General features: G+C 68.1%; 12 protein-coding genes. 1 reads left to right on the forward strand and 11 read right to left on the reverse strand.

The features are described from left to right. Positions 1-104 precede the first annotated feature (104 nt). Positions 105-1061, reverse strand: coding sequence for a M23 family metallopeptidase (locus EGT29_RS23320; RefSeq protein WP_124691227.1), 957 nt, complete (start codon positions 1059-1061; stop codon positions 105-107). 82 nt (positions 1062-1143) lie between these two features. On the opposite strand from EGT29_RS23320, the gene EGT29_RS23325 reads away from it, so the two are divergent. Continuing rightward, positions 1144-1632, forward strand: coding sequence for a DciA family protein (locus EGT29_RS23325; protein WP_161567931.1), 489 nt, complete (start codon positions 1144-1146; stop codon positions 1630-1632). A gap of 230 nt (positions 1633-1862) precedes the next feature. Here the strand turns inward: EGT29_RS23325 and lpxC are convergent, their stop codons facing one another. The 10 genes from lpxC to murD form a co-directional block, all read right to left on the reverse strand. Continuing rightward, a complete protein-coding gene (gene lpxC, locus EGT29_RS23330) occupies positions 1863-2786 on the reverse strand; it encodes a UDP-3-O-acyl-N-acetylglucosamine deacetylase (RefSeq protein WP_124691229.1) in 924 nt (307 codons plus the stop codon). Between the two features lie 117 nt (positions 2787-2903). After that, the gene (locus tag EGT29_RS23335; protein ID WP_124691230.1) at positions 2904-3407 is read right to left on the reverse strand and encodes a peroxiredoxin; all 504 of its coding nucleotides are present in this window, start codon (positions 3405-3407) and stop codon (positions 2904-2906) included. Positions 3408-3611: 204 nt separating this feature from the next. Beyond that, complete coding sequence (gene ftsZ / locus EGT29_RS23340) at positions 3612-4790, reverse strand: cell division protein FtsZ (RefSeq protein ID WP_124692488.1); 1179 nt, start codon at positions 4788-4790, stop codon at positions 3612-3614. A 279-nt stretch (positions 4791-5069) separates the two neighbouring features. After that, positions 5070-6302, reverse strand: coding sequence for a cell division protein FtsA (ftsA, locus tag EGT29_RS23345; protein WP_087841729.1), 1233 nt, complete (start codon positions 6300-6302; stop codon positions 5070-5072). Next, on the reverse strand, positions 6299-7114 hold the full coding sequence (locus tag EGT29_RS23350) for a cell division protein FtsQ/DivIB (protein WP_124691231.1): 816 nt from the start codon (positions 7112-7114) through the stop codon (positions 6299-6301). The genes ftsA and EGT29_RS23350 overlap by 4 nt, the downstream gene beginning before the upstream one ends. A 20-nt stretch (positions 7115-7134) precedes the next feature. Continuing rightward, on the reverse strand, positions 7135-8079 hold the full coding sequence (locus EGT29_RS23355; RefSeq protein WP_124691232.1) for a D-alanine--D-alanine ligase: 945 nt from the start codon (positions 8077-8079) through the stop codon (positions 7135-7137). Further along, positions 8076-9515: a UDP-N-acetylmuramate--L-alanine ligase gene (gene murC / locus EGT29_RS23360; RefSeq protein WP_124691233.1), complete on the reverse strand. Its 1440-nt coding sequence runs from the start codon at positions 9513-9515 to the stop codon at positions 8076-8078. The genes EGT29_RS23355 and murC overlap by 4 nt, the downstream gene beginning before the upstream one ends. 6 nt (positions 9516-9521) lie before the next feature. After that, positions 9522-10589: an undecaprenyldiphospho-muramoylpentapeptide beta-N-acetylglucosaminyltransferase gene (murG, locus tag EGT29_RS23365; protein WP_124691234.1), complete on the reverse strand. Its 1068-nt coding sequence runs from the start codon at positions 10587-10589 to the stop codon at positions 9522-9524. Then, positions 10586-11779 (reverse strand): putative lipid II flippase FtsW, encoded by a 1194-nt coding sequence (ftsW, locus tag EGT29_RS23370; protein ID WP_124691235.1) that lies wholly within the window; start codon positions 11777-11779, stop codon positions 10586-10588. Before ftsW ends, murG begins: the two co-directional genes overlap by 4 nt. 4 nt (positions 11780-11783) lie before the next feature. Next, positions 11784-13322, reverse strand: a complete 1539-nt coding sequence (gene murD / locus EGT29_RS23375; protein ID WP_124691236.1) for a UDP-N-acetylmuramoyl-L-alanine--D-glutamate ligase — start codon at positions 13320-13322, stop codon at positions 11784-11786. Positions 13323-13335: the final 13 nt, after the last annotated feature.

The following is a 13335-nucleotide window of genomic DNA, read 5'->3' on the forward strand; positions in this document are numbered from 1 at the left end:
GCCGGGCCGCCCCAAGGCGGGCCCAGGCCTCCTCGGGGGGCCGCCGCGTAGCGGCTGGGGGCTCACCATCCAGGGCGCGCGTCAGCGCGTAGGGGGGCCTCTCTCTAGTCCAGCGGTCCGGGGGCTGGCAGGGTGACGACCTTGGAGAACGGTTCGACGGGCTGTTTGCCGGGGCCGTGGGTCAGGAAGTTGTTGGGGTTGACGGCGACGCCGCCCAGCCGCACCTCGAAATGCAGGTGGGAGCCGGTGGAGCGGCCGGTGCTGCCGACGGCGGCGATGCGCTGGCCGCGCTTGACCAGGTCGCCCGGCTTGACCAGCAGCTTCGACGCATGGGCATAGCGGGTGACCAGGTCATTGCCGTGGTCGATGTCTATCATGTAGCCGTAGCCGGAATGGAATTCGGCCACCTGCACGACGCCGCCCGCCGCCGCCACGATGGAAGTGCCCGACGGCGCGGAGAAATCCACCCCTTCGTGCAGGGAGCGCGTACCGGTGAAGGGATCGACCCGCCAGCCGAACGAGGAACCGTTGTACCCCTGCGTGACGGGCATGACGGTGGGCGTCATGGCCTTGCGCACCGACAGGGTCGTCAATTGCGCGTCCAGGACGCTGAGATAGTCGGAGCGCTCGGCCAGTTGGGCTTCGAGATGATCGAGTTCGGAGCTGACGTCCTGGGGCGACATGGGCTGCGGCGACACCAGCAGCCCGCCGCGGCCCGGCACGCCCTTGGCGGAAAACGCCGGGGACACCCCCGCCAGGCCGGCGACGCGCTCGCCCAGCGCATCGAGCTGCATCAGCTTGGCCTGCATTTCACCCACGCGCTTGGCGAGCAGGTTGATGTTCTCGCGCAGCACCGCCTGCTGGCGGGCTTCTTCGCGGCTGCGCTCGGACAGGCCGGAATCGCTCCAGGGCCAGGCGATGCCGGACGCGGCGTAATTCAACAGTACGGCCCCGAGAATCAGGGCGGCACCGATTGCGGCGATCATCCCCGCGGCGAAACGGGGGGTTATGGTCAGCGTCCTCGCCTCGGACAGGCGCGGATGCACTATGATGATCTGCACGGAACGTGCCTCCTGGCGTGAGAGACGCGCCTTGCTCGGCGCCCCGTATCCTCTTGAATGTTCCCGAGACTCCAGGGAGTTCGTGATCGAAACTTTTCGTACCCGGCCCGCCGCGCCCTTCCGGAAGCGGCGCAAGCCGCAGACCCAGGCAGATCCCGCGCAGTACACCGCCACGCTGGCGTGCCTGGGACGTGACGGCAAGGGTGCCAGCCTGCTGGGCACCGCCCGCCGCCTGCTGGACCTGCAACGCCAGGTCTGCGCCGCCCTGCCCGCGCCCCTGGGCCCAGCCTGCCACGTGCTGCGCTTCGAGGATGGCCAATTGACGCTGGGCGTACCGGCCGCGGCCCATTCGGCCAAACTGCGCCAGCTGGCGCCCCGGCTGGTGGCGGCCTTGGAAAAGCAAGGGTGGCAGGTTAACGGAATCGCCGTCCGCGTTCAAGCAACGCTTACCCGCCTGGAAGAGACCGAATTGTCCCGCCCGGCCCCGCGGGCCCCGACTCGCCAGGCCACCGAGCTGGGCACCCAGACCCTGGCCGAACTGAAAAAGAGGTTACCCCCCCCTACGCGCTGACGCGCGCCCCCCAGGGGGCGATGCGGGTGGACCGGCAAAGCCGGATCCACCGCATCCTGGGTCTAGTACCGCTGTCTTGGGGCGTAGCATTGTTGCTATCGCTGGCTGCCAGCGGTAGCACCGGTGATTCAGTTCAAGGTGGTTTCCCTAGACCCAGGAAACCGCGGATCTGGCTTTGCCAGTCCGCCGGTTTCGCCCCCTGGGGGGCGCCCGTAAGGGCGTAGGGGGGGTCACACGGTCACCCAGTCTTCGCGGAAGGCTTGGGGGGCGACCGACTTCGATTCGAAGGTGGCCAGTTCCCAGGCGTGGCGGCGCTCCAGCAGGGCGCGCACGAGCTGGTTGTTCATGCCGTGGCCCGACTTGTGGGCCACGTAGCGGGCGATCAGGGGCTTGCCCACCAGGTACAGGTCGCCGATGGCGTCCAGGATCTTGTGCTTGACGAACTCGTCGTCGTAGCGGAGCCCATCGCTGTTCAGGACGCGGAATTCGTCCATCACAATGGCATTGTCCAGGCTGCCGCCGCGCGCCAGGCCCGCGGCGCGGAGGTTTTCCACGTCCTGCATGAAACCGAAGGTGCGGGCGCGCGCGATTTCCTTGATGTAGGAATGCTTGGCGAAGTCGATTTCGGCGAAATTCGACGTGGCATCGATGGCCGGATGGTGGAAGTCGATGGAGAAGGCCAGCGAGAAGCCGTCATAGGGTTCGAGCCGAGCCCATTTGGCGGAGGCGCCTTCGCCCTCGCGCACTTCGACCGGCTCCAGCACCCGGATGAATTCCTTGGCCGCGTTCTGTTCCTCGATGCCCGCCGATTGCAGCAGGAACACGAAGGTACCCGCGCTGCCGTCCATGATGGGCACTTCCTCGGCCGTCAGGTCCACGTGCAGATTGTCGATGCCCAGGCCCGCGCAGGCGGACATCAGGTGTTCGACGGTGGAGACCCGCACGTCCCCCTGCTGCAGCACCGACGCCATGCGCGTGTCGCCGACGGCCATCGCGGAAGCGGGCAGGTCGACGGGTTCGGGCAGGTCGATGCGGTGGAAGACGATGCCGGTATTGGGCGCCGCCGGACGCAGCGTGATCTCGACGCGCCGCCCGGAATGCAGACCGACTCCGGTGGTTCGAGTGACGCTTTTTATTGTGCGCTGGCAAAGCATGGCGGCTAGGAATCCGGGTTAATACTATATTGTAACGTTTCCGTGTTAGAGCGGGTCGGACGCCACAGGTTCCGATACGGCCGCGCACACCGTGCCGCGGCCGTGCCGGAAACGGAATTACAGCTGCTTGAGCAAGGTTTCCGCGTCGCTGATTTCGTACTTGCCGGGCGCCTCGACGTTCAGCACCTTGACGGCGCCGTCGTCCAGCAGCATGGAATAGCGCTGCGAACGCACGCCCATGCCACGCTCGGTCAGGTCGAACTCCAGGCCCAGCGCCTTGGTCCACTTGGCCGAACCGTCGGCCAGCATGCGGACCTTGCCCTGGCTGCCCTGGTCCTTGGCCCAGGCACCCATCACGAACGCGTCGTTGGTGGCCACGCACCAGATCTCGTCCACGCCCTTGGCCTTCAGGGCGTCATGGTTCTGCAGGTAGCTGGGCACGTGCTTGGCCGAGCAGGTGGGCGTGAAGGCGCCCGGCACGGCAAACACGGCAATCTTCTTGCCCTTGACCAGATCCGCGACCTGGAACGCGTTGGGGCCGAGCGAGCAGCCCTCGGTCTCCACGGCGATGAACTCGGTCAGGGTACCGTCGGGGACGCGATCGCCTACTTTGATGGTCATGGAAGACTCCTTGTATGGAAGGGAAAAACACCGGATGGGCAGTATAGGCCCGCGCCGCCGCCCTCCCAAGCAAAGCAACAAATAAAAATACCCCCCCTACGCGCTACGCGCGCCCCCCAGGGGGCGAAACCGGCGGACTGGCTAAGCCAGATCCGCGGTTTCCTGGGGGAACGCGTCAGCGCGCAGAGGGGGTCTATCGGCCTGTCAGTCCGCCTGCTTGCGCAGGAACGCCGGGATGTCCAGGTGCTCCATGCCCGAGCTTTCCAGCGCCTGCACGCGCATCGACGCATCCCGCGGGTTGCGGAAGACCGTGGGCGTGTCGTAGTCGTGGTAGTTGGTGCCACCCGCCTGGGCGTTGTAGGCCGGGACGTTGTCCGTGCCCGTGCGCAGTTGCTGCATGGTGTTCTGCACCAGCTGCGGCTTGGCCTTGGTGCGGCCCAGGCCGGTCGCCACGACGGTGACGCGCAGGTCTTCGCCCATCGCATCGTCGTACGACACGCCGAAGATCACGGTGGCGTCTTCCGCGGCGTAGCTGCGGATGGTGTCCATGATCTCGCGGGTCTCGCGCATCTTCAGCGAACGGCTGGCGGTGATGTTGACCAGCACGCCGCGGGCGCCGTTCAGGTCGATGCCTTCCAGCAGCGGGCACGCGATGGCCTGCTCGGACGCCACGCGGGCGCGGTCCACGCCGCTGGCGATGCCGGTGCCCATCATGGCCTTGCCCTGCTCGCTCATGATGGTCTTGACGTCTTCGAAGTCGACGTTGACGTTGCCGTCCACGTTGATGATCTCGGCGATGCCGGCGCAGGCGTTGTGCAGGATGTCGTCGGCGGACTTGAAGCAGTCTTCCTGCGTGGCGTCTTCGCCCAGCAGTTCGTACAGGTTCTCGTTCAGCACGACGATCAGCGAATGCACGTGCTCCGTCAGGGCGTCGATGCCTTCCTCGGCCATGCGCATGCGCTTGCTGCCTTCGAAGTTGAAGGGCTTGGTCACCACGGCCACCGTCAGGATGCCGAGTTCCTTGGCGACCTCGGCCACCACCGGGCCGGCACCGGTACCGGTGCCGCCGCCCATGCCGGCGGTGATGAACACCATGTTGGCGCCCTGCAGCGCGTCGCGGATTTCTTCGCGGGCGGTCTCGGCGGCGGCGCGGCCCTGCTCGGGCTTGGCGCCGGCGCCCAGGCCGCTGCGGCCCAGGCGGATCTGCACCGGCGCGTTGGTATGCGACAGCGCCTGCATGTCGGTGTTGGCGCAGATGAACTCCACGCCCTGCACGCCGCGACGGATCATGTGAGCAACGGCGTTGCCGCCGGCGCCGCCCACACCCACCACCTTGATGACCGTTCCACGGGTATCGGTGTCTAGCATTTCGAATTTCATAATGACCTCCGGGGGTTCTGGCGGATAAGTGGCGGCTGGGAAATGTGAAATGTGAAATGTGATCGGGCCGGAATCGACCATCTGACTGACCCCGCCTTGGGATCGCGCTTCACGTTTCACCTTCCCCGGTCACGCACCTCCTCGACTCAAATAAAAAAACTGGTTTGAACGGACTGCTGGATACTCTGGACCTGCAACTGCACGGACTCAAAGAACGGGCACTGCTTCATCGGACTGCGAAGGACTGCACGATTCGGGCAACGTATGCGACGGGGGATCGCTTCAAAAATTCCCCAGGAACCACTCTTTCATACGAGAGAAAACCTGTGTGACATTTCCGGTCTGCTGCGCCACCTTGCGGCCGCGCACGCGCTGCAGCCGGGCCTCGGCCAAAAGGCCCATCACGGTCGAGAAGCGCGGGCTGCGGACCACGTCCGCCAGGCTGCCGGTGTATTCGGGCACGCCCAGGCGCACGGGCTTCAGGAAGATGTCCTCGGCCAGTTCCACCACGCCGGGCATCTGCGAGGTGCCGCCGGTCAGCACGATGCCCGACGACAGCAGCTCGTCGTAGCCCGACTCGCGGATCACCTGCTGCACGAAGGTGAACAGTTCCTCGACCCGCGGCTCGATCACGGCGCCCAGCGCCTGGCGCGACAACTGGCGCGGCCCGCGGTCGCCCAGCCCGGGCACCTCGATGCGTTCGTCGGGGCTGGCCAGCACCTGCTTGGCCACGCCGTAGCGCAGCTTGATCTCTTCGGCATCGGGCGTGGGCGTGCGCAGCGCCGCGGCGACGTCGCCGGTGATCTGGTCGCCGGCAATCGGAATGACCGCGGTGTGGCGGATCGCGCCGCCGGTGAAAATGGCGATGTCGGTCGTGCCGCCGCCGATGTCCACCAGGGCCACGCCCAGTTCCTTTTCGTCGGGCGTCAGGCAGGCCAGGCTCGAGGCCAGCGGCTGCAGGATCAGGTCCTGCACTTCCAGGCCGCAGCGGCGCACGCACTTGACGATGTTCTGGGCCGCGCTGACCGCGCCGGTCACGATGTGCACCCGCACTTCCAGGCGTATCCCGCTCATGCCGATGGGCTCGCGGATGTCTTCCTGGCCGTCGACGATGAACTCCTGCGTCAGCACGTGCAGCACCTGCTGATCGGTCGGGATGTTGATGGCCTTGGCGGTCTCGATGACGCGCGCCACGTCGGTGGCGGTGACTTCCTTGTCCTTGATCGCCACCATGCCGCTGGAATTGAAGCTGCGGATGTGGCTGCCGGCGATACCCGTGAAGACGTCCCGGATCTTGCAGTCGGCCATGAGCTCGGCCTCCTCCAGCGCGCGCTGGATGGAGTTGACCGTGGTCTCGATGTTGACGACCACGCCCTTGCGCATGCCGCGCGACTCATGCTGCCCGAGACCGAGCACTTCGAAGCGCCCTTCAGGCAGCATCTCGGCCACGACCGCCACCACCTTGCTGGTGCCGATGTCGAGGGCAACGATCAGATCCTTGGTTTCACGAGTCATGGTCTTTTCTGGTTAGGTTGCATGGTTGATGCAGGTTTCCTTGGATTCGGTTTGGCGCTGGCCGGCGGCCGGGCGGTGGTGACCGCGAAGCCGTTCGGATAGCGCAGGTCCGCATGTTCCAGCTTGCCGATGCGCGACTCGATCACCGGAATCGCCTGCACGAAGCGCTGCACGCGGGATTCCAGCGATGCGGTGTCCGTGCCGGGCGCGGTGGTCGGCTCGCGTCCCAGGTCGATGATCGCGCCGTTGGACAGCTCCACCTGCCAGGCGTAGCGGGGCGTCAGCACCACCCGCAGCGGATCGAGCTTGACCGGCGCGAACCAGCGCGTCAGTTCGGCGTAGCGCTGCGCCACCAGCTTCTCCGAGCCCTCCGGGCCGCCGAAGATCGGCAGTTGGCGGTCGTCCTCGGCCTCGCCCAGATTGGCGGTGAACGATTCGCCGTAGGTGTTGAGCAAGCGGTTCTCGTTCCACAGCCCCAGCGGCTGGTGCTCCTGTATGGTCACGACCAGCGAATTGGGCCATTGCCTGCGCAGCGAGGCCTGCCGCACCCAGGGCACCGTCTCGAACACCTGGCGCATCTGCTCCAGGTTGGCGGTAAAGAAGTTGCCCGTCAGCCGGCCGGCGATGGCCGGATGCACGCTGGCCGGCGTCACATGCTGGAGCGTGCCGTCCTCGGCCTCGATCCAGATCGTCTGCAACGCGAATACCGGTCGCTGCGCCAGCCACAGCAGCGCGCACGCCGTCAGCACCAGCGCCGCGGCGAGGTACAGGGTATTGGCGATGAGGTTCAGGGTACGGGAGTCGTTCCACACAGAGTGTCCGATTCAATCTCTTACGAAGACCGGCCTGAAACCTTGCAGCGGGCGTCCTTCAGGATCTCCACGCACAGGGTTTCATAGTTCATGCCGTCGGCGGCGGCCGCCATCGGCACCAGGGAATGGCCGGTCATGCCGGGCGAAGTATTGACCTCCAGCAGATAGGGTTGGTTGTCGGCGTCCAGCATCACGTCCACCCGCCCCCAGCCTTCGCAGCCCAGGACGCGATACGCGGCCTCGCTGATTTCCTGGACGCGCTGGGTGACCGCGGGCGGCAACTGCGCGGGGCACAGGTAGCGGGTGTCGTCGGTGAAATACTTGTGTTCGTAGTCGTAGTTGCCTTCGGGCGCCACGATCTCGACCACCGGCAGGGCCCGCGCCGAGGCGCCGGTTCCCAGCACGGCCACGGTCAGCTCGCGGCCCTGGATGAAGGCTTCGGCCAGGACGTGCTCGTCGTACTCGGCCGCCAGGTCGTAGGCCGCGCGCATGCCGGCCAGGTCCGTGACCTTGGTCACGCCTATGGTGGATCCCTCGTGCGGTGGCTTGACGATCAGCGGCAGGCCCAGGCGCGCGGCCACCGCGGCCAGGTCGGACTGGCGGTCCAGGGTCTCGAAGCGCGGCGTGGGCAGCCCTTCGTGGACCCAGATGCGCTTGGTCATGGTCTTGTCCATGGCCAGCGCGGAGGCCAGCGGCCCGCTGCCGGTATAGGGGACACGCAGCAGTTCCAGCGCGCCCTGGATCGTGCCGTCCTCGCCATAGCGTCCATGCAGGGCGATGAAGACGCGGTCGAAGCGTTCCTCGGCCAGCTCGGCCAGCGAGCGCACGCCGGTGTCGAACAGGTGAGCCTGGACGCCCGCGCTGCGCAGGGCCTTGTGCACGCCGGTGCCCGACATGATGGACACGTCGCGCTCGGCGGACTTCCCGCCGTACAACACACCGACCTTGCCGAATTGCGCGCTCATTGCCCTGTCCCTTCCTGATCCGATGCTGGAGCGAACAGCGCTCCCATTCTTGCCGGCATGCTGCCGATGGAGCCGGCGCCCATCGCGATGACGACATCGCCGTCGCGCGCGAAATCCGCGATGGTCTGCGGCATGTCGGCGATGTCCTCGACGAACACCGGCTCGACCTTTCCGGCCACGCGCACGGCGCGGGCCAGCGAGCGGCCGTCCGCCGCCACGATGGGCGGCTCGCCCGCCGCATAGACCTCGGCCAGCAGCAGCGCATCGGCCGTACCCAGCACTTTGACGAAATCCTCGAAGCAATCCCGTGTGCGTGTGTAACGATGGGGCTGGAACGCCAGCACGATGCGCTGCCGCGGATAGGCGCCGCGCGCCGCTGCCAGCGTGGCGGCCATTTCCACCGGGTGATGGCCGTAGTCGTCGATCAGCGTGAAGCTGCCGCCACCGTGTTCGGCCTTCACCGGGAACACTCCCGCCTGCGTAAAGCGGCGATTGACGCCCTTGAACGCCGCCAGCGCCTCGCGGATGGCGTCATCCGGCACGCCCAGCTCGGTCGCCACCGCGATGGTGGCCAGCGCATTACGCACGTTGTGCTCGCCGGGCAGGTTCAAGGTGATGTCCAGCGGCGGCAGTTCGACCTGCCGGTCGCGCCGCCTGACGGTGAAGCACATGCGCGGGCCGTCGGTGTGGACCTCGGTCGCCCGCACCTGGGCATCGGCGGAAAAACCGTAGGTCGTGACCGGCCGCGACACGAAGGGCAGGACCTCGCGCACGTTGGCGTCGTCGATACACAGCACCGCGGTGCCGTAGAACGGCATCCGCTGCGTGAATTCCACGAACGCGCTCTTGAGCCGCGCGAAATCGTGGCCGTAGGTATCCATGTGGTCGGCGTCGATGTTGGTGATCACCGACATGACCGGCAGCAGGTTCAGGAACGAGGCGTCCGACTCGTCGGCCTCGACCACGATGAACTCGCCCTGCCCCAGCTTGGCGTTGGCGCCCGCCGAATTCAGGCGGCCGCCGATGACGAAGGTCGGATCCAGCCCGCCGGCCGCCAGCACGCTGGCGATCAGGCTGGTGGTGGTGGTCTTGCCGTGCGTACCCGCCACCGCGATGCCGCGCTTCAGGCGCATCAGCTCGGCCAGCATGACGGCGCGCGGCACGACGGGGATGCGCTTGTTGCGCGCGGCGATCACTTCCGGGTTGTTGCCCGCGACCGCGGTGGACGTGACGATGGCGTCCACGCCCTCGACGTTGTCGGCGCTGTGGCCCTGCGTGATGTGCGCGCCCAGCTCCGCCAGCCGGCGGGTGGTGGCGCTGTCGGCCAGGTCGGAGCCGCTGATGCGGTAGCCGAGGTTCAACAGCACCTCGGCGATCCCGCTCATGCCGGAGCCGCCTATGCCAACGAAATGGATGTGTCGGATTCGATGTCTCATGATGTATCAGCGTCGCGCCGCCGCCTCGCAGATGTCGGCGATCCGCTCGGTAGCGAACGGATGCGCCAGCGCTCGCGCGCGGGTCGCGGTTTCGGCCAGTTCGGCCCGTGTGCGTTGGCGCAGCCAGCCGGCCAGCCAGTCGGCCGTCAGGGCCGATTGCGGCTGCAGCCATCCGGCCTGCGCATCGCTCAAATACTTGGCATTGGTGGTCTGGTGATCGTCCACCGCGTGGGGAAACGGCACGAACAGGGCCGCCACGCCCGCCGCGCAGACCTCGGCCACCGTCATCGCGCCGGACCGGCAGATGACCAGGTCGGCCTCGGCATAGGCGGACGCCATGTCGGCGATGAACGCGCGGCAGTCGGCGTCGACCCCCGCCCGGGCATACGCGGTGCGCAGTTCGTCGATGTGTTTCTCGCCCGCCTGGTGCACCACCTGCGGACGCGCGTCCGCCGGCAGCATCGCCAGGGCGGCGGGCACGGTGCTGTTGAGCGCCTGCGCGCCCAGGCTGCCGCCCACGACCAGCAGGCGCAGCGGACCGGCGTGGCCGGCGAAGCGTTCGGCCGGCGGCGCCACGGCGGCCACCTCGGGCCGGACGGGATTACCGGTCAGCTCGCCGGGCAAGGCGCCGGGGAAGGCTGTCAGCACCTTGCTGGCCCAGCGCGCCAGCACACGATTGGTCATGCCGGCCACGGAGTTCTGTTCGTGCACCACCAGCGGCGTGCCGCGCAGGCGCGCCATCAGCCCGCCGGGCAGCGCCACATAGCCGCCCATGCCGAGCACCACGTCGGGACGATGGCGGCGCAGCGCCGACAACGCCTGGGCCGCGGCACGGGCCAGCGTGAACGGCAGCTTGAGCAGCGTGGCCGGGCCCTTGCCCCGCACGCCGGAGAAACGCACGGGCGCCATCGGAATGCCCTGGGGCGGCACCAGCCGGCCCTCCATGGCGTCCGGGTTGCCCATCCAGACCACGTTCCAACCGCGCGCGCGCAGCGCGCCGGCTACCGCCAGCCCCGGCATGATGTGGCCGCCGGTACCGCCGGCCATGACCATCAGCGTGCGCGGCGCGTTCATAGGCGCCCTCCGCGCATCAGGATGCGGTTCTCGTAGTCCACGCGCATCAGGACGGCCAGCGCCGCCATGTTGGCGATGATGCCCGAGCCGCCGAAGCTCATGAAAGGCAGCGTCAGGCCCTTGGTCGGCAGGAGCCCCAGGTTCACGCCCATGTTGATCAGCGCCTGCACGCCTATCCACAGCACCACGCCCTTGGCGACGAGGCCGCTGAACACGCGGTCCATGGCGATGGCCTGGCGGCCGATCTCGAAGCCCCGGCGCACGATCACGAAGAACAGCGTGATCACCACCAGCACGCCGACGAAACCCAGTTCCTCGCCGATCACGGCCAGCAGGAAGTCGGTGTGCGCCTCCGGCAGGTAGTGCAGCTTCTCCACGCTGGCGCCCAGCCCCACGCCGAACCACTCGCCGCGGCCGAAGGCGATCAGCGAATGCGACAGCTGGTAGGCCTTGCCGAGCGCGTTGACCTCGGTCCAGGGATCCAGGTAGGCGAACAGCCGCTCGCGCCGCCAGGGCGCGGCCCAGATCAGCAGCAGGAAGGTCGACACCAGCACGGCGGTCAGGCCGCCGAACAGCTTGCCGTTGATGCCGCCCAGAAACAGGATGCCCATCGAGATCGCGACGATGACCACGAAGGCGCCCAGATCGGGCTCGAGCAGCAGCAAGAGGCCCGTGGCGGCCATCGCGCAGGCCATGGGCAGGAAGCCGCGCACGAAATTCTGCATGTAGGCCTGCTTGCGCACCGTATAGTCGGCGGCATAGATCAGCACGGCCAGCTTCATCAGCTCGGAGGGCTGGAAGTTGACGAAGCCCAGCGGCAGCCAGCGATGCGAACCGTTCACTTCCTTGCCGATGCCGGGAATCAGCACCGCCACCAGCAGGAACAGCGCCACGCCGAACACGGGCATCGAGAACTTCTGCCACACGTCCATGCGGATGGTGAACGTGGCCGCGGCCACCACCACCCCCAGCGCCAGGTACAACGCATGGCGGATCAGGAAATAGTAGTTGCCGTAGTTGGCGAACTTGGGCGAGTCGGACAGCGTGACCGACGCGGAATACACCATGACCAGCCCGATCAGCAGCAGCGACAGGGCCGAGGTGACGAGCGCGGCGTCGTAATTCAGCATCCGCGTGCGGCTGGGCCGCACGGCGTTGACGCTACCGGTCAGTTCGGCGAACAGGCTCATCGGGCTACACCTCCCCCCGGTCGGCCGCGAGGGACTGCACGGCGTCGACGAACTGGTCGGCGCGGTGCTTGTAGTCGCGGAACATGTCGAAGCTGGCGCAGGCCGGCGACAGCAGCACGGCATCGCCCGGCTGCGCCAGATCCAGGGCGGTGCGCACGGCGGCGTTCAGGTCGTGGCCGGTGGCCAGCGGCACGCCGGCGTCCTTCAGCGCCTCGGCGATCAGCGGCCCGTCGCGGCCGATCAGCACCACGGCGCGCGCATGCAGGGCCACGGCGCGGGCCAGCGGCGAGAAATCCTGCCCCTTGCCGACACCGCCGGCGATCAGCACGCTGCGCTGTCCCAGCCCCTCCAGCGCGGCGACGGTCGCGCCCACGTTGGTGCCCTTGCTGTCGTCGATGAAGTCGACGCCGGCGATGCCGCGCACGAATTCCACGCGATGCGGCTCGCCCCGGTACTCTCGCACCGCGCGCAGCAGCGGCGCCCAGGGCAGCCCCAGGCTGCGCGCCAGCAGCAGCGCCGCCTGGACGTTCAAGGCGTTGTGCAGGCCCCGGATCAGCAGCGCATCGACCGGCATAAGGCGGTTCACCCGGCCGTCGGGACGGGTCACGACCTCGCCCTTCTTGCGCTTGGGCGGCGGCGCGTCGAAATCCTCGGCCGCCGCTTCGGCCAGCCAGGCCACGCCGTGGCTGTGGTCCAGCCCCAGGTCGCCCGTGGCCACCGGCGCCTCGCGCCCGAAGCTGCGCACGTGCTCGGCATCCAGCCGCTCGACCATGGCGGCCACCTGGGCATCGTCGCGGTTCACGACAGCCACCGACGAGGCCGCGAGCAGCCGGGCCTTGGCCGCGCCGTAGGCGCGCATGTCGCCGTGCCAGTCCAGGTGGTCTTGGGTCAGGTTCAGCACCGCGCCCGCGTCGGGCCGCAGGCTGTGCGTGGTTTCCAGCTGGAAGCTGGACAGTTCCAGCACCCAGACGTCCGGCAGGCGGTCCTCGTCCAGCGCGGCGATCAGCGCGGTCAGCGCGGCCGGGCTGATGTTGCCCGCCACGGCCACCGAACGGCCGGCGGCTTCGACCAGGTGCCCCGTCAGCGCGCAGACGGTGGTCTTGCCGTTGGTGCCGGTCACAGCCAGCACGCGCGGCGCATACGAGCGGGTCGCGGCCAGTTCGGCCAGGGCCAGCGCGAACAGTTCGATCTCGCCGATGACCGGAATCCCGCGCTCGCGCGCGGCGCCGACCAGATCGCCCGCGGGCGCCGCATGCGGCGGCAGACCCGGGCTGATGACGACGCGCTCGACGCCTTCCAGCAGGGCGGGATCGAAGACGCTCGTACCGCCGCTGTCCCGCATGGCGTCCGCGCCCAGCCGGAAGTCGGCATGCGGCGCCGCTTCCCGCAGGGCCTGCAGGCCCGCCGGTTCGGCGCGCGAATCGGCCACGCGCAGGCCCCCGTCCGCCCGTGCGCACCAGCGCACGGCGGCCGCGCCCGACTCGCCCAGGCCCAGGACCAGGGTGAACGGCGCTCGCGCGGCGGTTTCAACGGGGGTTTGCATGTTCAGCGATTCG

Origin of the sequence: Pigmentiphaga sp. H8 (assembly GCF_003854895.1) — a bacterium.
Taxonomy (GTDB): domain Bacteria; phylum Pseudomonadota; class Gammaproteobacteria; order Burkholderiales; family Burkholderiaceae_B; genus Pigmentiphaga.